This is a genomic window from Paraburkholderia phymatum STM815, from assembly GCF_000020045.1.
In the GTDB taxonomy this organism is placed as follows: domain Bacteria; phylum Pseudomonadota; class Gammaproteobacteria; order Burkholderiales; family Burkholderiaceae; genus Paraburkholderia; species Paraburkholderia phymatum.
The window spans coordinates 2452406-2478721 of the sequence record NC_010622.1; the positions used below are offsets into that span (position 1 = coordinate 2452406).

At 64.7% G+C, this 26316-nt stretch carries 19 protein-coding genes; 9 read left to right on the forward strand and 10 right to left on the reverse strand.

What is annotated here, in order from left to right; genetic code table 11:
• Positions 1-50 precede the first annotated feature (50 nt).
• From BPHY_RS11125 to apbC, 5 genes are all read right to left on the reverse strand, one after another.
• Positions 51-764, reverse strand: coding sequence for a lysozyme inhibitor LprI family protein (locus BPHY_RS11125; RefSeq protein ID WP_012401566.1), 714 nt, complete (start codon positions 762-764; stop codon positions 51-53).
• Positions 765-766: 2 nt separating this feature from the next.
• Entirely contained in the window at positions 767-3049 is a 2283-nt protein-coding gene (locus tag BPHY_RS11130; protein WP_012401567.1) for an arginine/lysine/ornithine decarboxylase, read from the reverse strand.
• Between the two features lie 84 nt (positions 3050-3133).
• The gene (gene dcd, locus BPHY_RS11135; protein WP_012401568.1) at positions 3134-3703 is read right to left on the reverse strand and encodes a dCTP deaminase; all 570 of its coding nucleotides are present in this window, start codon (positions 3701-3703) and stop codon (positions 3134-3136) included.
• A gap of 308 nt (positions 3704-4011) precedes the next feature.
• The gene (locus BPHY_RS11140) at positions 4012-4545 is read right to left on the reverse strand and encodes a superoxide dismutase family protein (RefSeq protein WP_041763554.1); all 534 of its coding nucleotides are present in this window, start codon (positions 4543-4545) and stop codon (positions 4012-4014) included.
• A gap of 189 nt (positions 4546-4734) precedes the next feature.
• Positions 4735-5823 carry an iron-sulfur cluster carrier protein ApbC gene (gene apbC / locus BPHY_RS11145; RefSeq protein WP_012401570.1) on the reverse strand — a complete coding sequence of 363 codons (1089 nt, stop codon included), beginning with the start codon at positions 5821-5823 and terminating at the stop codon, positions 4735-4737.
• Positions 5824-6090: 267 nt separating this feature from the next.
• On the opposite strand from apbC, the gene BPHY_RS11150 reads away from it, so the two are divergent.
• From BPHY_RS11150 to BPHY_RS11160, 3 genes are all read left to right on the forward strand, one after another.
• Entirely contained in the window at positions 6091-6741 is a 651-nt protein-coding gene (locus tag BPHY_RS11150; protein WP_041763975.1) for an OmpA family protein, read from the forward strand.
• 598 nt (positions 6742-7339) lie between these two features.
• Positions 7340-9520, forward strand: a complete 2181-nt coding sequence (gene metG, locus BPHY_RS11155; RefSeq protein ID WP_012401572.1) for a methionine--tRNA ligase — start codon at positions 7340-7342, stop codon at positions 9518-9520.
• Between the two features lie 325 nt (positions 9521-9845).
• Positions 9846-11759, forward strand: a complete 1914-nt coding sequence (locus BPHY_RS11160; protein WP_012401573.1) for an adhesin — start codon at positions 9846-9848, stop codon at positions 11757-11759.
• A 93-nt stretch (positions 11760-11852) separates the two neighbouring features.
• Here BPHY_RS11160 and BPHY_RS11165 read toward each other — a convergent pair whose 3' ends face one another.
• Positions 11853-16199 (reverse strand): translocation/assembly module TamB domain-containing protein, encoded by a 4347-nt coding sequence (locus BPHY_RS11165; protein ID WP_012401574.1) that lies wholly within the window; start codon positions 16197-16199, stop codon positions 11853-11855.
• 16 nt (positions 16200-16215) lie between these two features.
• Entirely contained in the window at positions 16216-18060 is a 1845-nt protein-coding gene (locus tag BPHY_RS11170; protein ID WP_041763556.1) for an autotransporter assembly complex protein TamA, read from the reverse strand.
• Between the two features lie 353 nt (positions 18061-18413).
• Here BPHY_RS11170 and BPHY_RS11175 point away from each other — a divergent pair, with 353 nt between their 5' ends.
• From BPHY_RS11175 to panD, 4 genes are all read left to right on the forward strand, one after another.
• Complete coding sequence (locus tag BPHY_RS11175) at positions 18414-18599, forward strand: DUF3460 family protein (RefSeq protein WP_012401576.1); 186 nt, start codon at positions 18414-18416, stop codon at positions 18597-18599.
• Positions 18600-19472 carry a segregation and condensation protein A gene (locus BPHY_RS11180; protein WP_012401577.1) on the forward strand — a complete coding sequence of 291 codons (873 nt, stop codon included), beginning with the start codon at positions 18600-18602 and terminating at the stop codon, positions 19470-19472. It abuts the gene before it with no gap.
• Between the two features lie 247 nt (positions 19473-19719).
• Entirely contained in the window at positions 19720-20553 is an 834-nt protein-coding gene (gene panC / locus BPHY_RS11185; protein ID WP_012401578.1) for a pantoate--beta-alanine ligase, read from the forward strand.
• Positions 20554-20571: 18 nt separating this feature from the next.
• Complete coding sequence (panD, locus tag BPHY_RS11190; protein ID WP_012401579.1) at positions 20572-20958, forward strand: aspartate 1-decarboxylase; 387 nt, start codon at positions 20572-20574, stop codon at positions 20956-20958.
• A 60-nt stretch (positions 20959-21018) separates the two neighbouring features.
• Here panD and BPHY_RS11195 read toward each other — a convergent pair whose 3' ends face one another.
• The gene (locus tag BPHY_RS11195; protein ID WP_012401580.1) at positions 21019-21723 is read right to left on the reverse strand and encodes a ParA family protein; all 705 of its coding nucleotides are present in this window, start codon (positions 21721-21723) and stop codon (positions 21019-21021) included.
• Positions 21724-21946: 223 nt separating this feature from the next.
• On the opposite strand from BPHY_RS11195, the gene BPHY_RS11200 reads away from it, so the two are divergent.
• Together BPHY_RS11200 and BPHY_RS11205 are read left to right on the forward strand one after the other, a co-directional pair.
• On the forward strand, positions 21947-22366 hold the full coding sequence (locus BPHY_RS11200; protein WP_012401581.1) for a PaaI family thioesterase: 420 nt from the start codon (positions 21947-21949) through the stop codon (positions 22364-22366).
• Between the two features lie 133 nt (positions 22367-22499).
• Positions 22500-24170, forward strand: coding sequence for a tetratricopeptide repeat protein (locus BPHY_RS11205; protein WP_012401582.1), 1671 nt, complete (start codon positions 22500-22502; stop codon positions 24168-24170).
• An 80-nt stretch (positions 24171-24250) separates the two neighbouring features.
• On the opposite strand, the gene BPHY_RS11210 is transcribed toward BPHY_RS11205, so the two are convergent.
• Positions 24251-24685 carry a DoxX family protein gene (locus tag BPHY_RS11210; protein WP_012401583.1) on the reverse strand — a complete coding sequence of 145 codons (435 nt, stop codon included), beginning with the start codon at positions 24683-24685 and terminating at the stop codon, positions 24251-24253.
• A gap of 123 nt (positions 24686-24808) precedes the next feature.
• Positions 24809-26263, reverse strand: a complete 1455-nt coding sequence (locus tag BPHY_RS11215) for a cobyric acid synthase (RefSeq protein WP_012401584.1) — start codon at positions 26261-26263, stop codon at positions 24809-24811.
• Positions 26264-26316: the final 53 nt, after the last annotated feature.

Sequence of the window (26316 nt, forward strand, 5' to 3'; positions counted from 1 at the left end):
GTCTCGCGCTGACCTGCCTGACAGCAAAGAGCCGACTACCCACGCGCAGATCAGTCGTTGCCGGCTGTGTCGCCCAGACGTTTGAGCTGCGCGACGCGCGCGCCGACGATGTCGATCTGCGAGCGCGCATCCATCAGCGGCACAGTCGCATCGCGATACGCCGTCCACGCGCGTTGCGCGCGCGACAGCACCGGGCGCGCGTGCGAAGGCAGCTTCGCATGCAAGCGCCGGTAGTAGCGGTTCAGATCGAATGTCGCATGCTCGCACTGCGCATCGAACGAGCACGCGCGCGGACGCTGCTTCGGGTCCTGCTTTCCCGCATTCGCTGCTGCCACGCGCAGCGCGAGCGCGCGGTCGCGCACCGGCTGCAACTGCAGGTCGGCGCCTGCGAGCTGGTACGCGGTGCCATGCGTCGTCGCGAGCACGGCGACTAGCAGCTTGCCGTCAGCATCGCGCCACGCCTTCCAGCGCTTCTGGCTCTCGTCCCATTTCCTGCGCTGCGCGTCGGGCGCTTTCGACAGCAACAGCTGCAACGACTGATCCATCGACGTCTGCCACGCAAGCCGCGCCGTCTCCATGCACTGCACCTGGCCGACCGTCGACGACATGTCCGCGCGCGCGAGACAGCTGCGCATGGATGCGTCGATGGGATCGGCGGCGGCGACTTCCGCCTGTGCCGCGCCGGGCGCGGCGAGCCACGCAGCGAGCAGCGCCGCGCCTGCGAGCGCACGACGCCACGCCTTCATGCGCAGTGCCGTCTTCATGATCACGAATCGCGCACGCAATCGACGAAATACTCGATGCGCCCGTTGATCGTTTCGCCGACCAGCCCGTGAATATCCGTATGGAAGCCAGGGAAGCGCTCGTTGAACTCGCGTGCGAAGCGCAGGTAATTGACGATGGTCCTGTTGAAGCGCTCGCCCGGAATCAGCAGCGGAATGCCCGGCGGATACGGCGTCAGCAGGATCGACGTGACTCGGCCTTCCAGTTCGTCGATGGGCACGCGGTCGATCTCGCGGTGCGCGAGCTTCGCGAACGCGTCGGACGGCTTCATGGCCGGCTCCATGCTCGACAGGTACATCTCCGTCGTGAGACGCGCGATGTCGTTCGCACGATAGACGCTGTGGATCTGCTCGCACAGATCGCGCAGGCCGATGCGCTCGTATGCGGGATGTTGCGCGACGAACTCGGGCAGCACGCGCCACAGCGGCTGGTTATTGTCGTAGTCGTCCTTGAACTGCTGGAGTTCCGTGACCATCGAGTTCCAGCGGCCCTTCGTAATGCCGATCGTGAACATGATGAAGAACGAATACAGACCCGTCTTCTCGACGATGATGCCGTGCTCGGCCAGATACTTCGTGACGATCGCAGCGGGAATGCCCGTCTCGCCGAATTCGCCGTCGACGTCGAGGCCCGGCGTAATGATCGTCGCCTTGATCGGGTCCAGCATGTTGAAGCCGTCCGCGAGCGGGCCGAAGCCGTGCCAGCGGTCGTTCGGACGCAGCATCCAGTCGTCGCGCGAGCCGATGCCCTCTTCCGCCAGCTCTTCGGGACCCCAGACCTTGAAGAACCAGTCGTCGCCGTATTCGGCGTCGACCTTGCGCATCGCGCGGCGGAAATCGAGCGCCTCGGCGATCGATTCTTCCACCAGCGCCGTGCCGCCCGGCGGCTCCATCATCGCGGCGGCCACGTCGCACGACGCGATAATCGCGTACTGCGGGCTCGTCGACGTGTGCATCAGATAAGCCTCATTGAACCGATGGCGGTCGAACGTGCTGTTCTCCGAATCCTGCACGACGATCTGCGAAGCCTGCGAAATGCCTGCCAGCAGCTTGTGCGTCGAGTGCGTCGCGAACACCAGCGCGCCCGTGCGCGGACGGCCCGCGCCGATCGCGTGCATGTCCTGATAGAACTCGTGGAACTCGGCGTGCGGCAGCCACGCTTCGTCGAAATGCAGCGTGTCGAGCAGATCGCCGAGCAGGTCCTTGATCATCTCGACGTTGTAGATCACGCCGTCATAGGTGCTTTGCGTGATCGTCAGAATGCGCGGCTTGAGATTCGGGTTCTTCGCGAGCGCTTCGCGTGCGAACGGATTCGCCTCGATCTTCTTGCGGATGTTTTCCGGCTTGAACTCGTCGCGCGGGATCGGCCCGATGATGCCGAAGTGATTGCGCGTCGGCGTGAGGAACACGGGGATCGCATGCGTCATCGTGATCGCGTGCAGGATCGACTTGTGGCAGTTGCGGTCCACCAGCACGATGTCGCCCGGCGCGACCGTCGCGTGCCAGACGATTTTGTTGGACGTGGACGTGCCGTTGGTGACGAAGAACAGGTGATCGGCGCTGAAGATGCGTGCGGCGTTGCGCTCGGATGCCGCCACCGGGCCCGTATGATCGAGCAGCTGGCCGAGTTCGTCGACGGCATTGCAGACGTCCGCGCGCAGCATGTTCTCACCGAAGAACTGATGGAACATCTGGCCAAGCGGATTTTTCAGGAACGCGACGCCGCCCGAGTGGCCCGGACAGTGCCACGAGTACGAGCCTTCGTCCGCATACTGCACCAGCTCCTTGAAGAACGGCGGCGCGAGCGAATCCAGATATACCTTCGCTTCGCGGATGATGTGCCGCGCGACGAACTCCGGCGTGTCCTCGAACATGTGAATGAAGCCGTGCAGTTCGCGCAGGATGTCGTTCGGCAGGTGACGCGAGGTGCGCGTTTCGCCGTACAGGAAGATCGGGATGTCCGCGTTGCGCTTGCGCACCGCCTCGACGAACGCGCGCAGATCGACGATCGCGGGCGCGACGTCGGGCGCCTCGCCGTCGTTGTTCTCGACGTAGGGCAGCAGTTCGTCATCGTCGATCGACAGGATGAAGCACGACGCGCGGCTCGACTGCTGCGCAAACGACGTCAGATCGCCATAGCTCGTGAGACCCAGCACTTCCGCGCCTTCTTTTTCGATGGCCTCGGCAAGCGCGCGGATGCCTGAGCCCGAGATGTTCTCGGAGCGGAAATCTTCGTCGATGATGACGACGGGAAAACGGAACTTCATGGGCGATTCTCCAAAAAGAACGACCGCTGGGCTGGTTAAGCGCAGCGGTCACCCGGATAGCTGGTGATTCAATGCGCGTTTTCGTTACGTCTTAGGCAACGTTACGCCGTGCTGACCTTGATACTTGCCGCCGCGATCCGCGTACGACACGTCGCAAATCTCGTCGCTTTCGAAGAACAGCACCTGCGCGACGCCTTCGTTCGCGTAGATTTTCGCAGGCAAAGGTGTCGTATTCGAGAATTCGAGCGTGACGTGCCCTTCCCACTCCGGTTCGAACGGCGTCACATTGACGATGATGCCGCAGCGCGCATACGTCGACTTGCCGAGGCACACCGTCAGCACGCTGCGCGGAATGCGGAAATATTCGACCGTGCGCGCGAGCGCGAACGAGTTCGGCGGAATGATGCAGACGTCGCCCTTGAAATCGACAAACGATTTCTCGTCAAAGTTCTTCGGATCGACGATGGTCGAGTTGATGTTCGTGAAGATCTTGAATTCGTCGGCACAGCGAATGTCGTAGCCGTAGCTCGAGGTGCCGTAGCTGACGATCTTGCGACCGTCTTCCGTCGCGCGCACCTGATTCGGCGCGAACGGCTCGATCATGTTGTGCTCTTCGGCCATGCGCCGGATCCACTTGTCGGATTTGATGCTCATAGGTGAACGCTGCTGACGGGAGGTGAAATCGGGCCGGCTGGCGCTTGCGTGCCGCTTTCGCAACGCGTGCCGCCGGACGAAAGGCGCTTATTTTACGCGAACACGGCGGGCGCGCTCGATGCAGGTTGAATCGCGCTCGCGTGTGCGCCGCACGAGCGACGAACACGCTGCGGCATCGCTCGACGATGCAAACCGAATGAATGCGCGAACCGAGGCCCAAACAGGGAGTCGGGCAGGCGTTTGCGCGGCGCGCAAACGATTGGCGTGCGGGACTGGCGACCGGAAAGCCCGTGAGCCCGAGACCGGGGTTACTGGCGGATCAGCCCGCACGCGAGCGCAGAACCGGCGCCGTGCTGCGGATAGGCGTAAGGGTCGGAGGGTTCGCGATGCAGCAGCACGGCGCGCTGCAACACCGAGCGCACGCCGTCGAGCGACACGTCCGGCGCGACGATGAAACCCGCCGCCACGCCAGCTGCATCAGCATGAATATTGCCGAGATCGCCTTCGACGCGCGCGCCCGACTTCAGACGTTCGGCCGCCGGTGCGAACACGGCGCCCGCGCCCGATCCGTCGGCGGAATTGCAGTCACCGCGTTCATGAACCTGCAGCGCGTGATCGCTGTTCGGCGGCAGGCCTGTGAGATTGTAGGTGACCTGAACGCCGTCGGCACGCTCGATGAACGTGACCATGCCGCGCGCCTGGTTGCCCAGCGTCGGCAGCATTTGCGCGTCTGCGCGTTTCTCCTGTGGCTTCAGGAAACCCATGCACCCTGACAGCAGGGCGCTGGTCACAGCCAGGACGACGATGGTCTTGATCGCCTCGCCGCCGATTCGTTTTTTCATGCGATCCTCTTGTCGAGCGCCGGCCGTCCCCGCGACCGCGTTGCCGGACCTGATGAAGCCGACATGATACCGCGAGCAGGGCCGCATTCAGACCCCTTTCTACCCACCCCCGAGGCGTTGTTCGGTTATCGCGTGCAGCGCGCTACGCGGACGCTTCCCGCTCCGCGCAGCGATGCAGCAGCATGCGTGTCATGTGTTCTGCACGACGATGGTCGGGAACTTCGAACTCATGTCGCGCGAGCGCTCGGCGATATGAATCGCGACCTTGCGCGCAATCGACCGATAGATCTCCGCGACGCGACCATCCGGATCCGCGACGACCGTCGGCTGGCCCGAGTCGGCCTGCTCGCGGATCGAGATGTCGAGAGGCAGACTTCCCAGCACGTCGACACCATATTCCTTCGACATGCGCTCCGCGCCGCCCGTGCCGAAGATGTGCTCCTCGTGGCCGCAGTTCGAGCAGATATGCAGGCCCATGTTCTCGACAATGCCGAGAATCGGAATGCCCACCTTCTCGAACATCTTCAAGCCCTTCTTCGCGTCGAGCAGCGCAATGTCCTGTGGCGTCGTGACGATGACAGCGCCCGTCACGGGCACGCGCTGCGATAGCGTGAGCTGGATGTCGCCCGTGCCCGGCGGCATGTCGACGATCAGATAATCGAGATCTTTCCAGGCCGTCTGGCGCAGCAACTGCTCGAGCGCCGACGTCGCCATCGGGCCGCGCCATACCATCGGATTATCCTGTTCGATCAGAAAGCCGATCGAGTTCGCCTGCACGCCGTGGCCGGTCATCGGGTTCATCGACTGGCCGTCGGGCGACTCGGGGCGGCCTTCGATGCCCAGCATCATCGGCAGCGACGGACCGTAGATGTCCGCATCAAGAATGCCCACCGACGCGCCCTCGCTCGCGAGCGCAAGCGCCAGGTTCACAGCCGTCGTGCTCTTGCCGACGCCGCCCTTGCCCGACGCAACGGCGACGATGTTCTTCACGTTCGGCAACAGTTTCACCCCGCGTTGCACGGTATGCGCCGCGATGTCCTGCGAGACCTGCACGCGCGTATCGGCGACGCCGGGCACCGCACGCAGCGCACTCTCGACCAGCGCGCGAATCGCGTCGAACTGGCGTTTGGCCGGATAGCCGAGTACCACGTCGACACTGACCGTGGCACCATCGACGTTCACGTTCCGGAAGTTCTTCGCTGCTGCGAAGGGCCGCTGGGTGTTGGGGTCGGTGATGGCCGCGAGGGCCGCGTCGACCAAAGCCCGATCGATGCTCATTGAGTCTCCGTGGGAACGCTGGGCGCGGTGCGCGATCGAAGTCTGCGCCGCGCGCCTGAAATATTGAAAGAAATTGTTAGCCGGCATTGCCTAAAGCCTGTCTCATTGGCACGCTTGCCGCGCAAGTTTTGCAATAGGGCCGAATCGCCGCCTGCCTAGTCGTCATTGTAGTGGCTGACGCCGGGGCCTGCCGGAAGACCCTTTTCAGCTGTCGGCGCGCTTTGCGAGCCTTGCATCGACCGTTTATTCAAGAGAGGACCCAATATGATGAATGCAAAAATCATGACCCGCGTGTCGGCACTGGCCGTCGTCGGCGCGCTGCTCGCCGGCTGCGCGACGGAACAAGGCACGAACACGGCCGTGGGAACGGGCGTCGGCGCCGGCACGGGCGCTGCGCTGGGCGCGATTTTCGGCGGCGGCAAGGGCGCGGCGATCGGCGCAGGCGTCGGCGCGGCAGTCGGCGGCGTGACCGGCTACAACTGGCAGAACATCAAGAACAAGCTGGGCGGCGCGACGAAGGGCACGGGCACCCAGATCACCGAGCAGCCGGACGGCTCGCTCAAGCTGAACATCCCGAGTTCGGTCACGTTCGACACCAATAGCTACGCGATCAAGCCGTCGTTTGCGCCGGTTCTGTCGCAGGTCGCACAAACGCTGAACCAGAATCCGGAAGTGGTTGCGCAAGTGGTGGGCCACACCGATAGCACGGGTCAGCCCGCATACAACCAGACGCTGTCCGTCAACCGCGCGCAGAGCGTCGCGCAGCAACTCGCGACGGACGGTGTCGCGCCGCAGCGCCTGTCGGCTACAGGCATGGGCGCGAACCAGCCGATCGCCGACAACAACACGGAAACGGGCCGCGCGCAGAACCGTCGCGTGGAGATCTATCTGCGCGCAACGGCGCAGCACGCCCAGTAATGGTTGGAGACGACGCGTCTTCGCTGCCAGTCAGCGAAGACCGTTCGACAAACATGATCGCGGCTTGGCCTGTCCGCCAGAAGGTTCGCACAACAGCTCGAACCACAGTGCAGCAAGCCTCACAAGCAATCGAAAAAATTTTCGAACTCTTGTGGAAATACGTTGTCTGTCTTTACGGTACGTGTGCGGCGATGCCGCCGCGTCACCATTCTCCTCTTGTCGTTGTTGCTCCGGGGCCCATAGCCCCGGTTTTTTTTGCCTGCTGTTTTTGCCTGCTGTTCTGCCGCATTTCTACCGCTTCAGCATGCATTTCTCGAGCGACGCACGCCTCGACTTCTTTCGCCGAACACCCGGTGCGAATCTGGCATCACACTGCGCCGCCGCTTCCGCCCCGCATACACGCTGCCTTCGCTGGATCACGCTGGTAAAATCGACGGTTCGGGCCGGTTTCCCGCGACGAAAGTCCGCGCCGCCGCGTTCGACAACCCGAGCTGCACGAGCGGACATTCCCGCCCGTGCGGTCCTGGGCACAGCGCCGTCCGCCGACGTCGAACGTCGTGACGGCCGCCCGTACCTTGCGCCAGTCCATAGAACCCACATGTCAGCAACCGACGCCACCGCGGTTCAATCCGCGGACCTCACCGCCACCGGCGCGCCGAAGGCTCGCCGCCAGATCCTCGTCACGTCTGCCCTGCCGTACGCGAACGGGCAAATTCATATCGGCCACCTGGTCGAATATATCCAGACGGACATCTGGGTCCGCGCGCTGCGAATGCATGGGCACGAGGTCTACTACGTCGGCGCGGACGACACGCACGGCACGCCCATCATGCTGAAGGCAGAGCAGGAAGGCATCACGCCCAAGCAGCTGATCGACCGCGTGTGGCAGGAGCACAAACGCGATTTCGACAACTTTGGCATTTCGTTCGACAACTACTACTCGACCGATTCCGAAGAGAACCGCGTGCTGTCCGAGTCGATCTACACGGCGCTGCAAGCGGCCGGTCTGATCGAGGCGCGCGACATCGAGCAGGCGTATGACCCCGTCAAGGAAATGTTCCTGCCGGACCGCTTCATCAAGGGCGAGTGTCCCAAGTGCCACGCGAAGGATCAATACGGCGACAACTGCGAAGTATGCGGCTCGACCTACCAGCCCACGGAGTTGATCAACCCGTACTCCGTCGTGTCGGGCGCGACGCCTGTCAAGAAGACGTCGACGCACTACTTCTTCAGGCTGTCCGACCCGCGCTGCGAGAATTTTCTGCGCGGCTGGGTAGGCGGTCTCGCGCAGCAGGAAGCGACCAACAAGATGCGCGAGTGGCTCGGCGACGCGGGCGAAGCAAAGCTCGCGGACTGGGACATCTCGCGCGACGCGCCCTATTTCGGCTTCGAGATTCCGGGCGCGCCCGGCAAATACTTTTACGTGTGGCTGGACGCGCCCGTCGGCTATTACGCGAGCTTACGCAACCTGGCCGAAAAGCGCGGCCTCGATTTCGACGCGTGGACGAAAAAAGGCGCGACGACCGAGCAATATCATTTCATCGGCAAGGACATCCTGTACTTCCACACGCTGTTCTGGCCGGCGATGCTCGAGTTCTCGGGTCACCGCACGCCAACCAACGTGTTCGCGCACGGCTTCCTGACCGTCGATGGCGCGAAGATGTCGAAGTCGCGCGGCACGTTCATCACGGCCAATAGCGTGATCGAAACGGGCATGAATCCCGAGTGGCTGCGCTACTACTTCGCGGCCAAACTGAACAGCACGATGGAAGACATCGATCTGAATCTCGAGGACTTCCAGGCGCGCGTGAACAGCGATCTCGTCGGCAAGTATGTGAACATCGCCAGCCGGGCGGCGGGCTTTCTGCTCAAGCGCTTCGACGGCCGTGTGCAGGACAGCGCGATGCAGCACCCGCTGCTCGCGTCGCTGCGCGGTGCCATTGCGCAAATCGCCGCGCACTACGAGGCACGCGACTACGGCCGCGCGCTGCGCCTGACGATGGAACTCGCGGACTCCGTCAATGCGTATGTCGACACGGCCAAGCCGTGGGATCAGGCGAAGGATCCCGCCAACGCGGTCGCGCTGCACGAAACGTGCAGCGTGTCGCTGGAGGCGTTCCGCCTGCTGTCGCTCGCGCTCAAGCCCGTGTTGCCGAAGGTCGCGGAAGCGGCCGAGGCGTTCCTCGGCATCGAGCCGCTCAAGTGGACGGACGCCGACGTGCCGCTGCGTTCGACGCACGCGATCAACGCGTACAAACATCTGATGACGCGCGTCGATCCGAAGCAGATCGAGGCGCTGCTCGCGGCGAACCGCGGCTCGCTGCAACCGGCTGCATCGGCTGAAGCGCAGTCCGCGGCTGCCAAGGCCAAAGCCAAGGCGCACGCGAAAGCGACGGCGGCCGCCCACGGCGACGCCTCGGCAAAGCCCGACGACAGCGGCATCATCTCGATCGACGACTTCGCGAAGATCGATCTGCGCATTGCGAAGATCGTCGATTGCAAGGCGGTCGAAGGCTCGGACAAGCTGCTGCAACTGACGCTCGACGTCGGCGAAGAAAAGACGCGCAACGTGTTTTCCGGAATCAAGTCGGCGTATCAGCCGGAGCAACTGGTCGGCAAGTTGACTGTGATGGTCGCGAACCTCGCGCCGCGCAAGATGAAGTTCGGCTTGTCGGAAGGCATGGTGCTCGCGGCATCGGCAGCAGACGAGAAGGCCGAACCGGGCATCTACGTGCTCGAGCCGGACAGCGGCGCGAAGCCGGGCATGCGCGTCAAATAACGCACTCATCGATCTACCGGCGCACAGCCGTCAACCAGGAAAGCACGTCTTCGGACGTGCTTTTTTTTCGTCCGGAACCGAGTTCTGGCGACCGGCTCCTTTCTCAAAATAAGACTGCTCCTAGATTCATTCGGCACAAATTCTTTGAAAATTGAGACCTGTTTGTGACACGCGCGTCAGCGGTTCGCTTCGCTGACGACACGGACATCACGGCGAATGCATCGGCGGCGCCCCATACGCCGCCGTGTCTCGCGCGGCGACTCGCCCGCTCCCTTGTTGACACGACGCGCTCGAAGATTCGGGCCGCCTTCACTCGATTACCGACATGAGCCCTGAATTTTCTCTCGAGCAGTTCGAATCCCTCGTTGCGTCGCGCGATTACGAAACAGCGCATGAAGCGCTGGTCGGACTAATCAATACGTTCATCTCGAACCGCAGCCGGTTGCCGGGCGTCGATCTGGCCTTCGCCGATCCCACCCGGCCGGCAAGCAAAGAAGGCACCTCGACGCTGCAGCGCATCGCCGACGCCATCACCGCGCTCCTCGCCGCCCCCCAATTCAGATTGAACGACCTGCAATTCAATCAGCTCTTCTCGAGCCGCCACTGGCTCAATATGCTGTTCGTCGCCTCGTCGTATGGCAGCGTGGATCACATCCTGCGCGCGCTGCTCGCGCACCCGCCTCGCCCAGACGATCCCGAAGCCGCGAAGGCGTTGACCCGAAAACAGATCGTGCTGTACACCATCGAATCCGAATTCGACATCGACCTCGCCGACCTCGCGAAAAGCGACCCGGTACTGGCGACGAGCCTCGGCATGTCGGTCGTCAGTTCGGCTGTGGTGATCTCACCGGCGGCGCATGAGAAGCGGGAACGTCTGATCGAGTGGCTGCCGCGCGCGCTCGAATCCATTGCCGATCTCGACGACTTGCCGGGCCCGGCCGTCTGCGGCGCCTACATGCATTGCAGCTACTCGGACCTGCCGAACCGGCACGCGATGAAGCGCGGCATCAGCCAGCTCGTGCGCAGGAAGCTGGGCGAACTGGGCCTGCTCGCGCACGAAGCGGACGTCGGCTGCGTTCCCCTGCTGGACAACACCAGGGAGTGTGAAAGCGGCACTACCCGAAAGCCGCTGATGATCGTCGTGCTCGAATGGTTCAATGGCGGCCATTCGATCTACCGTACGCACTCGCGCACCATGCTCGCGGCACGCGAGCGCTTCGAAGTCGTCGCGTTCGGCGAGGCGCAACATGTCGATGCCGCGGGGCGCGAGGTGTTCGACCGCTTCATTCCCTTTGAGCATCCCGAGTATGTCGGCGAGATCGTTCGTCAGATCCAGACCTTTGCGCGCGAGAACCCGCCTGCCGTGCTCTACATGCCGAGCGTCGGCATGTTCCCGCATACCATCTTCATGACGAACGTGCGCGTCGCGCCGCTTCAGATCGCCGCGCTCGGCCATCCCGCGACGATGCACGCCCAGTGCATCGACTATGTGAGCGTCGAGGAAGATTTCGTCGGCGACCCGGCGTGCTTCAGCGAAAAGCTGATGCGTCTGCCGAAGGACGGCCAGCCGTACGTGCCATCGAAGCTGCTGACCGACATCACACCGAGCGTTCCGGCACGCGGTGCGTATCTCAACATTGCCGTGACCGCGAGCGCAATGAAGCTCAATCCACGCTTTCTCGACGCGTGCCGGCAGATCATCGAGACGGCCGGGATTCGCGTGTGCTTCCACTTCATGACATCGTGGTCCGAAGGCCTCGACATCGCGTATGTGCGCAAGCTGGTGGAGTCCGCGATCCCGCGCAGCAATGTGCTCGTGTACGGCGGGTTGAGCTACAGCACGTATCTCAAGGTCATCAACGCGATGGACATGTTCGTGAGTCCGTTTCCGTTCGGCAATACGAACGGCATCGTCGACGCATTCACGCTTGGCTTGCCGGGCGTGAACCTGTGCGGCCCCGAGGTGTTCGAGCACATCGACAGCGGTCTGTTCGAACGCGCCGGCATGCCCGCATGGCTGACGGCGCATTCGATCGACGAGTACGTGCGCGCAGCCGTGCGCCTCGCCACGCAGCATGACGAGCGCGAAGCCTTGCGCCGTCAGATGATCGAGAAAAAGGCCGTCGAGCGGATTTTCGAAGGGCGGCCGGAAGCGTTCGGCCGCAATGTGCTCGCGCTGCTAAACGCACAGGCACAAAACCACGCAGCGCCGCACCGCGGCGCACGAATAAAAGGCTGATCGCGGGCAAGATCGAAGTCACGCGTATCTGTGGTCCGCAGATCAACCGGCGAGGCGCGCGACGCACGCCGGTTTTTTTCGTCGTCCTGCAGGTCACCACCGCAGCCGGTCGAAGCGCCGGGTGTACTGCAGATCCATCCCCTGGAAAGTCCCGCCATACACGGCCACCGACCAGTAGCGCGTCAGGTTCACCGTCGCCTTGATCGCATTGCTCGCGGACTGCAGTCCCTGTTCGTAGCCGATCACAAGCCATTCGCTAATCGCCTTCGACACCATCACGACCTGCGGGTCGGTCAGACCGACTTCGCTGCGCCCGATCGAGAATTCGTCGAGTCCGAACTCCTGTGCGATGCGCTTGCCGCTGGCGCTTCCGAGTAGAGCCAGCGCCGTCGTCATCGTGCTTTGCTGACCGACGTTGTTGCCCTGATCGGTACCGTGTCCGAACAGCAACCACGACAGCTTTTCGTTGTCAGGCACACTCGGCTCCGACACCAGCTTCGCAACGGGCGACTGGATCGTGCCCGTCACCTGCACGCCGGCTTCGACCTGCTGGTTGCGCCGCATCGCGAGAATATTGATGCCGGGGTTCGCGACGGGCCCATTGAACGTGAAAAAGCCATTTTCGATGCCGAGCTTGCGGCCGAAGGCCGTATAGGTCGAGCCCTCCGTCACGCGCACGTTGCCCACCGCGCGCAGCGGCATGTTGGGCGCGCTCAGTGCGGTAATCGTGCCGCGCAGGCCGACATCCGCCCCCTGCCCGCGGAAGCGGAACTTCTGTCCAAGATCGATATCGATGTTGGCGCGCGGCGCGAACGGACCGACCGGCTTGTTCGAGTTGCCGACTTCCTGCGGCTTGCCGCTCGCCACCGATCCATCGGGACGCACGACCACGACATCGTCGCCCAGACGCGGCTCGGACTTGTCGGGCATGTCGAAGAGCGCGTGATCGATGACGAACTTGCCGTTGATCGCGAGACCGCCCTGCGTGCCCGCGTTCGCGACGCTTGCGCTGCCCGACATCGTCAGTTGCCGGTCAGGCGACGCGAACAGTTCGAGCTGGTCGGCAACGATGCTCGCCGTCAAATCGGGTTCGGTGTTGTCAAGGCGCACGCGGCCCGTCGCGCGCAGCGTGCCCGTCGCGCCGTGGAACTCGACCTGCTGGAAATCGACGAGATTCTCGGACAGTGCAATCCGCACGATGCCGTCCTTCAGTTGCACGCCAAGATCGACGAGCGTGGCGGAAATGTCGTCGCCGATCAGCGATCCCGACAGGTTCGGCTTCGCCACGGTGCCGCCGAGCGCGAGTTTGAGCGCCAGATGGCCGTCGAGCAGATAGCTCGGCCCGAACAGCCCGCCCGTTGTCTTGAGCGACGGCACGTTCGCGTTGATCGTGCCCGACAGCGGGCCTTCTTCGTCGACGGTCAGCACGCCGTCGCGCGGCACGAGCGTCGTGTGCGCCGACGCGTCGGTCACGCCGATCCGGCTCGCCTGCGCATGCGCGGTCACGTTCAACTGATTGCCGCCGCTGAAATCCGAGCGCGCGACGATGTCGGTGATGCCGAGCGGCGCAAAGCCACGCCCCACTTCGATCGTGATATCGCCGCCGCGCCGCTTCAACTCGATATGGCCCGTCGCCGTTTCGCCGAGCGCGACGTCCCAGTTGCCGTCGAAGACGAGGTCGGTCTTGAGCGTCGACGGCACGCCCGTGAATTCCTGACGCAATTCGAGCATCCGCGCGACCGATACCCCCGTCAGCGTGCCCGCCGAGCGGATGCGCCCGCGATCGAGTGCAAACGACTTCAGATCGAGCACCGCGCCTTCCAGCGTGAGCTTCGTCGGGCCGAGCGTAACCCGGCCCCCGCCAGCGCTGACGGCGAGCGGCGCCTCCATGTTCAGTGCGGGCGTCCCCTTGTTCGACACGCGTGTCACCGTGCCATCCCAGTGCGTGCCGTCGCGTGCGTCGGTGAGCTTGCCGTTCGCGGCGACGGCCAGATCGAGCGGCCGGCCCTGCAGCGTGCCCACCGCGGCGGCGTCGAGCGAGTGCTTCGCGCGCGTGCCGTTCAGTCGCGCGGTGAGGGTGCTCAGCTCGACGCCCGCTGTGCTGACGTTGTGCGCGTCCGTCGTGAAGATCATCGCGCCGTTGGCGCCGTCGCGCAGTTCGGCGTGGCCTTCGGCGTGACCGACCTTGTTTGCGCCGAACACGACGCTGTCCGCCTTGTAGTCGAGCACGACGTTCGGATGCTCGAAGGTGCCCGTCACGTCGCCCTGCGCCGCCAGCAGACCGGCAAGGCCGAAGCCGAGCCGATCGAGTTCCGGTGCGTCGACGTGAAAACGCAGACGATCGCCGCGCGCGCCGAAGCTCCCCTGCAGATCGACCTGATTGCCCGCCACCGACAGGTTCGCGCGACTCGGCAGGATGTGCGAGCCAGCCAGCTGGATGGTGCCGCTGCCCGTCATGGGCAAGCCGTCGTAGACGCTCTCGCCGAGACGGAATTCGGCCTTGGTCGTCAAGGTCGGGGCAAGCACGCCCGCCGCCGTTAGCGTGCCGTTCACGCGCGCTTCGATCTTGCGCGACGCTGGGGCTTTCGCCGGCGTTTTTGCGGCCGTCTTCGGCGCTGGCCTCGGCTCGCTCGCGTTGGTAGCCCGCTTGCCTTTTTCGCTCGCGGCGCCCGCGTGGGCGGGTGCCGCCGTGCGCGAAGGCGTTGGGGCCGTCAGCAGCAAGGGATCGAAGTCCGTCAGCGTCGCCTTGAGGTTGTAGGTCGAGCTGGCGTCGCGCTTGATCGCGCCGTTGAGGTCGATGCGTCCCTTGCCGGCGCTCACGCGCATGTCGTTGAAGCTCGTGCGTGCGCGGTCGAGCACGATCTTGCCCTGCACGCGCAGCGCCGCCTTCGGATCGTTCAGATCGAGCATGACGCTTTGCACGTCGTCGTGCAGGCGAATCGAAACGGGACCAGCGAACTGCGTCGGCCGCACGCTCGATTGCAGCGCGTTCAGATCCAGCTTCGCGATCTGCAGATCGAACTGGCCGCGCGTGCCCATCAGCGCGCCGCCGCCCGTGATCGTCGCCTCCTTGATGAGACGCACATTGAGATTCGAAATGCGCTGCGCCTTGGCATCGAGTTGCACGTCGGCATGCGCGTCGATCAACGGCAGCAGATGTTCGTCGATCGAGCCGGGCTTCGCGTTCACGATGGAAACCTGGCCTTGCACCGCGAAGCCTGGCGAGCGGTGGCCGGCGCCCGCTTCTGCCGGCGGCGTAATGAGGGGACCGCTGGCCGCACTGGCCGCGCTCGCGGGGATCGCGCCGCTCGTCACACGGCCCGGTTTCGTAGAACTGGCCGAACGCGCCGACTTCGGCGCATGCCCGGTGCCCGCTCCCGACGCCGCGCTCGCGGCAACGGCAGCACTCGCGATGCCCGCTGCAGCAGACGCGCCCGTCGTTTCGTGCCCCGCCGCCTCCCGCTGCACCGGCCGCAGTTCCGCGCGCACGGCGAGATCCGCCAGCGGCGCGCCCGGCGCAAAGGCTTGTGGATTGACGTGATCGAACGTCAGCGTCGCGCGCTGCAGCGGGACGTCCGCGAACGGCGTGGCCTCGACGCGCGCGTGGCCTGTCAGCTTCATTCCCGTCGCGTCGAGTTCGGCAATCAGCGTTTCGAGCGAGCCAGACAGATGCGCGCGCACCTGCACCGCCTCGTCGTTGAGCTTGCCGGCGTAGCCTGCGTCGCCCGTCAGCGAAAACGGGCGCATGCCGTCGAGCTTCGCCACGGCCGTCACCGCGCCGAACGGCGTATCGAGGCGATCGACGGACGCCTCGTGATGACGGCCGTCGCTGCGCCCGTGGAACCGCAAGCGGGAGTACACGGACGTCGACGCGCCCTCATGCAGCACCAGCTTCTCGACGCTCAGATCGCGCACGGCCAGTTGCAGCGGCAGGCGCAGATCTTTCGGCAAGGTCATCGGCTCGGACTTCGACGTGGAAGGCGCGATGCGTGCGTCGATCGTACCCACGTGCAGATAGTCGACGACGAAGCGCCACGGCTTGTCGTCGAGCGCCCATCGTGCATCGACACGGTCGACGCGGATGTCCGTGCCGCTGCCGTCCAGGCTGCGCCAACGCACGTCGCGCAGGTGCAGTCCCGTTGCGATCGAGCCGCCGTCGAGCTTCCCCTCGAGCTGGCCGTGCAGCATTTTCACAGCCGCCTGCCACGCATACGCAGTGCCGCGCTCGGTCACCATGACGCCATACAGCAGACCGCCGACGAGTGCGACGATCATCAGCGGCGCGAAAATCGCCCACGCGATCACCTTCCACAACGGGCGCCGCCGCTTGCGGGCGGGCGGCGGCGTGTTCGGACCGTCCGGCCCGCGCGGCGGCGCGCCATCCGGCGGTGTGCCGCCAGACGTGTTCCCGGATGAATTCGCGGATGGATCCGTCGTCATGCTCAAAAATGTGATGTCAGAACGCGATGCCGAGCGTCAGATACGGCCGCACGCTGCGGTTGCGCGTGCCGTACGCGAGATCGACGTTCACCGGGCCGACAGGGCTGCGCCAGCGCGCGCCCAGGCCGACGCCCGGATAGAAAACCTTTTCGCCCCAGGCGTCGGTGGCTGTGCCGATGTCGAAGAACACGGCTGCGCCCCAGTCCCGGTTGAACCAGTGCTGATATTCCGAAGTGCCCGTTACGAGGTACTTGGTCGGCAGGATCGAGCCGCCGACGTTGTTACCGATACTCTGATATCCGTAGCCGCGCACCGAATTCGAGCCGCCCGCGCGGAACAGCAGCGACGCCGGCACGCCGCTCGACGGGCCGCTGGTGAACACGCCGCCCAGTTCCGCGCGAAACAGAATCAGGTCGCGCGTGCCGACGGGCACGTACTGCTGTCCGCGCGCATAGCCGCGGATGAAAGTCTGGTCGGTCAGCGCGCCTTTCACGGCGAAGCCTGCCTCGACGTGAATCAGGTTGCCCTTGCGCGGGAACAGCGGGTCGTCGGTATCGCGGCGCGTCCACGACCAGCCGGGCACGAGCGCCCTGCTCGTGGTCGGCGCCTGGGTGTTCTGGTCCAGCCTGTCCTGGTAGTAGAGGAGCGAATACGCGTAGTCGATGTACTGCGACGTCCGCGTGCGCTGCACGCCTGCCCGCAAGCTGTAGATGCGCGTGTCGGACACGTTCGTGCTGGTGTACGACACGAGCGCGCTGTTGGTCCAGCCGCGCAGGCCGGGCGGCATCGCGAGCGTCACCTGGCCGTACTGCTGGATCTGGTCGAGCCGGCCGGCGACGGTGAACGGCCAGGCCGCGCCGAAGGTGTCGAGATACGAATACGAGCCCTGGATATGCGCGCCCGTGTCCGTCGAATAGCCGACGCCGCCGCGCACGCTGTTGTACGGATACTCGCTGATCTTCACGTGCACCGGGGTTTCGAGCGGCTTTTCCGTGTCGTTGCCGACGTCGATCGCGACGCTCGCGTAATACGGCGTGTTCTGCAACTGGCGCTGCAGTTCGGTCACGCGCTGCACGTCGTAGACTTCGCCCGGCGAGATCGGATTCACGTTTTCTACAATGCGCTCCGGGTAGCGCCGCGGGCCCGACACGTCGAGCTTGCCCATCGTGAACGTGGGGCCGCTGTCGAAGGTGACGGACAGCTGCGCGTCGTGCGTGCGCGGATCGACCCGCGCTTGCGAACGCGCGATCTTCGCGCCCAGATAGCGGCGCGACTGCAGCGCCTTGAGCGACGCTTCCTTCGCATCGTCCCAGGCGTCCTGCGTGAACGGGTCGCCCTCGTGCAGCGAGAACGCGAAGCGGGTCTTGTTCTCCTGCTCGGGGTCTTCCGTCAGCACCGGGCCGCGAAACGACAATGAAACCGACGAAATGATGGTGCGCGGGCCGGGATCGACGGACACGCGCACCACTGTTTTGTCATCGATGGTGCGCACGTCGGTCCGCACGATGGGCGTGAAATAGCCTTCCGTCGACGCGAGATCCCGCACCTGCTGCGGCGTCGCCGTGACGAGGAAGTCGAACTGCTCGGGGCTGATGTCGTCGCGTTTCGCGAAGCGGGAGATGTCCAGATGCTCTTCGAGCAGCTTGCGCAGCGAGCGCGGCTCCGCCTCGACGTCGACCTTGTAGGTCGGCTTCGCGCGCGCGGCGTAGGCGTGCGTGGTCAGCAGCAGCGCGCAGAAGCCGCACGACAGACAGGCGCGCAGCAGCGTCGCCGCGAATGATGCGCGCCGCACGGCGCGACCCTCCGTCACTGTGTTTTCGCTGCGGCGCTCTCGCGATCGCTCGATGGCCCACCCCGCCAAACACAACCTCCGGCTCTTTTGACGATTTGTTGAAGACTGCCGACACCCAGCGCCGTCGCGGCATTGGGGAACGGCGCTATTTGAACACATCGGCGGCGGCGCGCCATTAACGGGATCGCCGCGGGATCGCCGCGGGATCGCCGCGGGATCGCCGCGGGATAGCCGCGGGGAAAGCGGTGCGCCACGCCGGCCCGGCCGACGGGTTGCCCGCCTTGGACGCCGCCCGCCGCTCGCGGTTCCGCTGACTTTTCACTTGGCTCGCCCAGGCTTGCGGTAAAATCCTGTTCTGCACCAGCGGCCCCGGCCCAGACCCACTTTCGGGCGCCGTCATTTTCATTCACGGACGTCGAGCCATGTATCAATCGGATATCACGCAGTTCCTGAATCAACTGAAGCAGCAAAAGCCCACTCTGGAAGACGAGCAGCGCCGCGGCCGCGCCCTGCTGTGGGACAAGCAGCCGATCGACCTCGACGAACGCGCATCCAATCAGGCGGCACGCGTGAAGCAGACTCCCTACGTCTACTACCAGAACTTCTAAGTGACCACCGCCGACGAGGCCCGCGCCGCATCGGAACAGTCCGACGCAGCGCTCGCCGCGCCCGCCACCGATTCGACGCCCAACACGGTCGACGGCATTGCTTTCGCTCGCCTGTACGGCGAGCCCCTCTTCAAGCTGCCGCAGGATCTATACATTCCGCCCGACGCGCTCGAAGTCTTCCTGGAGACTTTCGAAGGCCCGCTGGACCTGTTGCTGTACCTGATCCGCAAGCAGAACTTCAACGTGCTCGACATTCCGATGGCCGACGTGACGGCCCAGTACCTCGGCTATGTCGAACAGCTGCGCAAGACCAATCTCGAACTTGCCGCCGAATATCTGCTGATGGCCGCGATGCTGATCGAGATCAAGTCGCGCATGCTGCTGCCCGTGAAGAAGGCGGATACAGGCGAAGAAGCGGAAGACCCGCGCGCCGAACTGGTGCGCCGCCTGCTCGAATACGAGCAGATGAAGCTTGCGGCGCAGCGACTCGACCAGTTGCCGCAGCTCGGGCGCGATTTCCTGCGCGCCGAGGTGTACATCGAGCAGAGCATCACGCCGCGCTTTCCCGATGTGAACACGGACGACCTGCGTTCCGCGTGGGCCGACGTGATCAAGCGAGCGAAGCTGGTTCAGCATCACAAGATTTCGCGTGAGGAACTGTCCGTGCGCGAACACATGAGCGTGATCCTGCGCAGGCTGCAGAACGCCCGTTTCATGGAGTTCTCCGAGCTGTTCGACACGACGCGCGGCGTACCCGTCGTGGTCGTAAACTTCATCGCGATGCTGGAACTGTCGCGTGAATCGCTGATCGAGATCACGCAGGCCGAGCCTTTCGCGCCGATTTACGTGCGGCTGGCATACCTGCCCGCCTGACAGGCTGCCGGCCCGCTCCGGCCGGCGCCTCGTTCCAGTATTCGGGATTCCTGGCGTATACCCCCCATCCTGGATCGGTGCAGCACAACAATAAATCCACTACAATCCCGCGCTTTGAAGCTGGCCACCGGAAGGACGGCATCGATGGCCGCCCCCGTTTCGCGGATATCACGAAACCGCGCGCTGCGTCGCGCGACCGAGACAACCACGAGCCACGCGCACGCGTGACTCCCAACATCGCCCGACCATGAAAGTCATCAGTTCGATCCAGGAATTGCGCGATCAGTTGCGCGGCCAGAACCGCACCGCCTTCGTGCCGACGATGGGTAACCTGCACGAGGGCCATCTGTCGCTGATGCGCCTCGCGCGCCAGCACGGCGACCCGGTCGTGGCGAGCATCTTCGTGAACCGGCTGCAGTTCGGCCCGAACGAAGACTTCGACAAATACCCGCGCACACTCGAAGCGGACATCGAGAAGCTGCAGAAGGAAAACGTCTACGTGCTGTTCGCGCCGACGGAGCGAGACATGTACCCGCAACCGCAGGAATACCGCGTACACCCGCCACACGATCTCGGTGACATTCTGGAAGGCGAATTCCGCCCCGGGTTCTTCACGGGCGTATGCACGGTCGTGATGAAGCTGATGTCGTGCGTGCAGCCGCGCGTCGCCGTGTTCGGCAAGAAGGACTACCAGCAGTTGATGATCGTGCGCGCGATGACCGAGCAGTTTGCGCTGCCCACCGACATCGTCGCCGCCGAGACCGTGCGCGACACCGACGGTCTCGCGCTCAGCTCGCGCAACCGCTATCTGACTCAAACCGAGCGCGCCGAAGCGCCAATGCTCGCGGCAACGCTGCAAGGCGTACGTCAGGCCGTGCTGTCGGGCAACCGCGACTTCGCGAAACTCGAACGGGACGCGATGGCGTCGCTGGCAGCACGCGGCTGGAAGCCGGATTACATCGCGATTCGCAAGCGCTCGAACCTGATCGCGCCCGCCGCGCAGGACCTGGATGCGCCGCTCGTCGTGCTGGCGGCGGCCAAGCTCGGCGCGACGCGCCTCATCGACAACCTCGAAATCTGACGGCCGGAAGGACAAGCCATGCAACGCAACATGCTGAAGTCGAAGATTCACCGCGCGGTGGTCACGCACTGCGAATTGCACTACGAAGGGTCGTGTGCGATCGACGAGAACCTGCTCGAAGCGGCGAATATCGTCGAAAACGAGCGCATTGACATCTGGAACATCAACAACGGCGAGCGCTTTTCGACGTATGCGATCAAGGGCGAGCGCGGCAGCGGCATGATCTCGCTGAACGGCTCGGCGGCGCGCCGCGCGCAACTGGGCGACCTGGTGATCATCGCGGCGTTCGCCAACGTCGACGAGGAAGAACTCAAGGCGGGATGGAAGCCGGATCTGGTGTTCGTCGACGACAAGAACGCGATCAAGGGCAGCCGCGATCACGTGCCGACGCAAAGCTGGACCTGAGCGCCGCGGCCGACGGGCCGCCGCAGTTGCACACGGGCTGACGATGCGCGAGCCGCGCGTTCAGCCCTTTTTATTTGCGCCCTTGCCGTTCGCGGCCTTGCCGGTTTCGGCTTTCCCGCTCTCTGCTTTCACGCCGTGGCCCTTCCCGTCGACCCACGCGGTAATCGACTCCCACTGCTCCAGATCCTTCTCGACCCGGCTTTTGGCGACGTCCCACAAGGTCAGGCCATGCGCCGCCAGCTGCACGTAGTTTTGCGTATCGCGCAGATAGCCCAGCACGGGCAGATCGAGCCCCTCGACGAAGCGATGCAGCTGGTCCGCCGACTTCGTGCGCGCATCCACGCGCATGCCGACGACGCCGATTTCTATCGCGCCCTTGCGCACCGCCTTTTCCTTTGCGAGCCGCTCGAGAAATTCCTTGGTCGCGAGAATATCGAAGATGGACGGCTGCAGCGGCACAATCACCTTGTCGGCCAGCGACAGCGCGACGTTCAGCCGGCTGCCGTGCAGCCCGGCGGGCGTATCGATCACGGCCTGCTCGAGGCCCTTGGGTGGCTTCACCGGCGCGTCCGGGTCGACCTGCCAGGTTTCGATGGCCGGCAAAGTTTCCGGACGCAGATCGAGCCATGCGTGCGCCGACTGCTGCCGGTCGAGATCGGCGAGCGCCACCCATTGGCCCTCAGCCGCAAAGTAGCCAGCCAGATTGGTCGACAGCGTGCTCTTGCCCACGCCGCCTTTTGGATTCGCCACCACGATCACCGTCATGAATTCTCCCGGGAAGATGGCTGGCGCCTGCCAGCCGGTTTGCCGCTCGACTTCCGGCCCGCCTGCGCACGGCCGCTCGCTGCGGCGGCCGCTGCTGCCGATACCGCACGCGCGGCCTGGCCCATTCGTTCCAGGCGTTGATAATATCGGCAAAACCTGTCAGGCCGAAGCCCCTACGCGCCTGATGGACGCTTCCAGCCCCTTTTTTCCGTGAACCAGGACCATGAGCAAACTGCGCAGCGAATACACGATCGACCGCCTTCACGAACGCCAGAAAGGCTCGCTGCCGGGCCTGCTCGGCGTGCGTGTGACCGCGCTTGACAAGGGCACGCTCACGGCCGAACTGACCGTGCGCAGCGAACTGCTGGCGCCGAACGGCTTTCTGCATGCGGCCACCGTGATCGGTCTGGCCGATACGGCGTGCGGCTATGCGTGCCTCGCGCATCTGCCCGACAACGCCATCAATTTCACGACGATCGAGTTGAAGAGCAACTTCCTCGGCACGTCGCGCGACGGGACGATCCGCACAGTCGCCAAAGCCGTGCATCTTGGACGCAGCACGCAGGTGTGGGATGCGACCGTCATCGATCCCAACGGCAAGACGATGGCGCTGTTTCGCTGTACCCAGATCGTGCTGTACTGAAGTCGCGGACGGCCGGCGCGGGACTCGCCGATGTGACGATTTACGACAAATCCGGCGAGCACTGCCGAACATCAGGCGATTAAGATGCGAGGTTTCACTGCGATTTCTGCCGCGCTTTCGGTGCGGCTGCACCATGCCCTCTGAATCTCCGAACTTGCAGGCCGCCTTCGAAGCCCACCTCGCCGGCCGTCTCGACGCAGCGGAACGCGGCTATCGCGCCACGCTCGACCACGATCCACACCACGCCGACGCACTGCATCTGCTCGGCGTGGTGCTGTCCGCGCGGGGCATGTGGATCGAAGCGGAAGCGCTGCTGCGCCGCGCAATCTCATTGCGTGACGACGCGCATTTTCTCGCCAATCTCGGCGAGATCCTGCTGCGTCGCCAGCGAACGCAGGAGGCCGAACAAGCCTGCCTTCGAGCTCTCGAACTCGACCCGCGCTGCGGACTAGCGCATTTCTACCTGGCTGAAGCGCTGATGAAAACAGCGCGTGCACGCGAAGCCGAAGCGGCGTATCGCCGGGCAATAGAACTGGAGCCGAGGCTCCTTGCCGCCCGTAACAATCTCGGCACGCTGCTGATGGACGAGAGCCGTCTCGACGAATCCGTCGCCATGTTCCGCGAGACGCTCGAAATCGACGGGACGCATATCCACGCGCTATACAACCTCGGCATGGCGTTGCTGCGCAGCGTGCGACCCGCCGAGGCAGCCACGGCGTTCCGGCAGGCGCTCGCCGTACAGCCGGATCACCGCGACGCGTTGCACAATCTGGGCACGGCGCTCAAGCTCAATGGCCACTACGACGAAGCGGAGGCCGTCTATCGTCAGACCCTCGCGCTTGCGCCCGATTTCGCCGACGTCCAATGGAATCTCGCGGTTCTCCTGCTTACCCAAGGCCGCCTTGCGGAAGGCTGGCCGCTCGCCGAAGCGCGCTATGCGCCGCAGCGCTTTCCGAAGGACGTCGCGCCGCCGGCCGGCACGCCGCAGTGGCAAGGCGAATCGATCGACGGAAAAGCGCTCGTGTTGTGGCACGAGCAAGGCTATGGTGACTGCGTGCAGTTTGCGCGCTATGCGCCGCTTTTGAAGGCGCTCGGCGTGCGTCATCTGACGCTGATGTGCCCCGCGCCCCTCGAACCGCTGATGAAAACGCTGGATAGCGTCGACGAGGTCAAGACGCATAGCGGCCAGATCGGGCAGCACGATTTCTGGGTGTATCCGTTGAGCCTGCCGTTGCGGTTCGGCACGACGCTCGACACGATTCCCGCCGCGCTGCCGTATCTGCATGCATCGCCGGAACGCATCGAGCGCTGGCGCGCCGCTCTGCCGGCGGTGCCCGGGCTGAAAGTCGGACTCGTGTGGAAAGGCTTCGCCGGAAACCAGCACGACGCGACGCGCTCGCTTCCCGGCCTCGCGCCGCTCGCGCCGTTGTGGAGCGTGCCCGGCGTGACGTTCTTCAGCCTGCAAAAGGGCCAGGGGGAGGACGAAGCGGCCGCGCCGCCCGCCGGGCAGCCCATCGTGAATCTCGGCTCGGCGATCGACGATTTTGCGGATACGGCGGCCATCATCGTGCAACTGGATCTGCTGATCGCCGTCGACACGGCTGCGGCGCACGTCGCGGGCGCACTCGGCAAACCGTGCTGGCTGATGCTGCCGCACGACTGGACCGACTGGCGCTGGCTGCTCGAACGCGACGATTCGCCGTGGTATCCGGGCGTCATGCGCCTGTTCAGGCAGTCGGCCACGCGCAACTGGGAGGAAGTGGCCGAACGCATCGCGCATGCGTTACGGCAGTGGCAAAAGTGATCGCGCGGAAGTCCTCAGGCTGAAGCGACCAGGCGGGCGACCCAGGGGCCCAGGCCCCGTTCACCCGCCTGCCATGCAGATCAGGCAGCGTTGCGAACCTGGGCGACGGACGCCGCCTTGGCGCCGCTCACCGCAAACAGGCCATTGCCGAGCAGCGACTGCACGACGAGCGTGACGGCCCAAAACGCCGGATATTCCCAGCCGCCGTGCGGCGCCGCGAAGCCCCAGCCGTTCGGCAGATGCACGGACAGCGCGCCGAGCATGAACGGCACCAGCACAAGCGCGACCCAGCGGACCTGCACGCCGAGCAGCAGCGCGATCCCGCCCGCCAGTTCGACGAACGCCGTCAGATAGCCGAGCCAGCCCGGAAAGCCGATCGACTGGAAGAACTGCGCCGTGCCCGGCAGCGTGAAGACGAAGATTTTCTGCAGGCTGTGCGCGAGGTACAGCACGCCTAGCGCGACGCGCAAGATGGTGGCGGCAAGATCGGCTTTGTTGCTGGCGGTCGGGTTCATGTCGGTTCCTCGATGATCGGGTTTGACGGCGCGGGCTGCGTCGTCGATGGAACGGACTGTATTCGAACCGTAGCGGTCGAAAAATCGCCTGAATGACTTACATTAATTCTCCTCAAGAACGAATCAGCCGATAGCCTCCCAGAAACGCTTCAGATCGAGATGTACGGCGAGCGTGTCGGCGAGGCGCTCCAGCGACGCTTCGCGCAGCGCCGGATAGTCGATCGCATCGGCGTTTTTCAGCCCGGCCCACGCCAGTAGCGACGCGCAGGCGGCCGGCGTGTCGAACAGGCCGTGCACGTAGGTGGCGAGGATCTGGCCGTCGGCGGAACGGGCGCCGTCGGGACGCACGCCGCCCATTTCGTCGGCGAGCAGCAGCGCAGGCGCGTCGAGCGCGGGCCCTTGCGTTTCGCCCATGTGGATCTCATAGCCCGCGATGCGGCCCGCGTCCGTCGCCAGCCGTCCCGTTACGTTCTTCAGCGTCTTGTCGCGGGTGAGCGTCGTCGAGAAGTCGAGCCAGCCGAGCCCCTCGACCGTCCCGGGCGGGCCTTCCACGCCATACGGATCGGCCACTTCGCGGCCGAGCATCTGCATGCCGCCGCAAATGCCGATCACACGTCCGCCGTAACGCAGATGGCGCTGGAGCACGGCGTCCCAACCTTGCGCGCGCAGGAACGCCAGGTCGCCCTGCACGTTCTTCGACCCCGGCAAGATGATCAGATCGGCGGGCGGCGGCGCGCTGCCCGCGCGGACATAGTGGAAGTCGACTTGCGGATGCGCACGCAGTGCGTCGAAATCCGTGTGATTGCTGATGTGCGGCAGCGCGGGCACGACGACGCGCAGCGCGTCCGCACTCGCCTGCGCGGCGCGCAATTCCCGCGGCAGCATGTCTTCGGCATCGAGCGTGAGGCCATGCAGATACGGCACGACGCCGAGCACGGGCTTGCCCGTCTTCGCCTCGAGCCAGTCGAGCCCCGGCTGCAACAAGCTCACGTCGCCGCGAAAGCGGTTGATCACGAAACCGCGCACGCGCGCCTGTTCACTGTCGGACAGACACGCCAGCGTGCCCGTCAGATGCGCGAACACGCCGCCGCGATCGATATCGGAGACGAGCACGACGGGGCAATCCACCGCCTCCGCAAAGCCCATGTTCGCGATATCGCGTTCGCGCAGATTGATTTCGGCGGGACTGCCCGCGCCTTCGACGAAGATCGTGTCGTACGACGCCTTCAGCCGCGCATACGACGCCAGCACGGCCTCGAACGCGACAGGCTTGTAGTCGTGATACGCACGCGCGTCGAGATTCATGCGCGCCTTGCCGTGGATGATCACTTGCGCGCCGCGGTCGCTGGTCGGCTTGAGCAGCACCGGGTTCAGATCGGTATGCGCGTCGATGCCCGCCGCCACCGCCTGCAACGCCTGCGCACGGCCGATCTCGCCGCCGTCTATCGTCACCGCGCTGTTCAGGGCCATGTTCTGCGGCTTGAACGGCGCAACCCGCACGCCCGCGCGCCGCGCGAGACGGCATAGACCGGCGACGAGCGTGCTCTTGCCCGCGTCGGAAGTCGTGCCTTGAATCATCAGCGTGCCGCGTGGCACGTCTGGGGAATCAGGCGAAGAGTTGAGTGAAGCGG